Origin of the sequence: Chromohalobacter sp. 296-RDG, assembly GCF_029889885.1 — a bacterium.
GTDB lineage: Bacteria > Pseudomonadota > Gammaproteobacteria > Pseudomonadales > Halomonadaceae > Chromohalobacter.
On sequence record NZ_JARANY010000256.1, the window covers coordinates 1 to 951 of the forward strand.

2 protein-coding genes are annotated in these 951 nt (G+C 61.9%); one reads left to right on the forward strand and one right to left on the reverse strand.

Features of this window, described 5'->3' with window-relative positions:
• On the forward strand, positions 1-388 hold a 388-nt coding region (locus OP495_RS18940; RefSeq protein WP_280571207.1), incomplete at its 5' end, for an NYN domain-containing protein.
• A 1-nt stretch (position 389) separates the two neighbouring features.
• Here OP495_RS18940 and OP495_RS18945 read toward each other — a convergent pair.
• On the reverse strand, positions 390-695 hold the full coding sequence (locus OP495_RS18945; protein ID WP_280571209.1) for a hypothetical protein: 306 nt from the start codon (positions 693-695) through the stop codon (positions 390-392).
• Positions 696-951 lie beyond the last annotated feature (256 nt).

Here is a 951-nt window from a genome sequence, read left to right on the forward strand (position 1 = left end):
CTGGGCGAGGGTGACGGCGAACCGGGAGGTGCTGGCCGCGCGCTGCTATGCCACCGACAAGGGCGACACGAAGCAGCGCGAGTTCCAGAACATTCTCCGCTCGATCGGCTTTGAGGTCAGGCTCAAGCCCTTCATTCAGCGCGCGGATGGTTCCGCCAAGGGCGACTGGGACGTGGGCATCACGCTGGATGCCATCGAGTTCGCCGCGAGGGCGGACGTCATCGTACTGGTCTCCGGCGATGGCGACTTCGATCTACTGGCGGAGAAGATCCGTGAGGTGCATGGCAAGCGCGTCGAGGTCTACGGCGTGCCCCAACTCACCGCCAATTCCCTTATCAACGCCGCGAGCCAGTTCATACCCATCGAGGGCGATCTGCTGCTGGGGTGATTCACCGATGCACGATATCCAACTGCGTGAATGCGCCCCGGGCGTGGTCCTCGCGGAACATCTCGTGGTCGTGATGCAAGCGGTCGGCGGATTCGGTGGCGAATTCCACCATGTTTTCGGCGAACAGTGTCGGTGGGCCGATGGCGTTGAGGATCGCGGGTTCGATGTCGTAGTCGAGGTTGCCGGATTCGTCGGAGAGGGCGTGCACGGTGGCGAGGCCGAATACGTCGTGAGGCGATAGCCCGGTCGCTTGCTGGGTTCTGGCGAGATTGCGTCTGCCGATCAGCAGAGAAAGTTCCGGATACATTTCACGTAGAAAACGTGCCGCCTGTTGACCGACGATACCGGCGCCTCCAATGAACAGGATGGGGTGGCGAGTGGCATGCCATTGGCGCCGCGCTGACGGGAAGCGAAGAGAAAGAGATGGTCTATCAGGAGTTGCTCGATGGCTACGTTCAGCTGTTCGCGGTGGCATCGTTCGCCATACTGATCCGGGGTGGGCTTCGGGAGACGCCTTGATGCCGCATCGCAAACCTCACCTCCCCACCAAGATCTGCCCGGTG

Coding starts and splice junctions, on each gene's coding strand:
- OP495_RS18945 (WP_280571209.1), bottom strand. CDS start 695: ATGTATCCGGAACTTTCTCTGCTGATCGGCAGACGCAATCTCGCCAGA.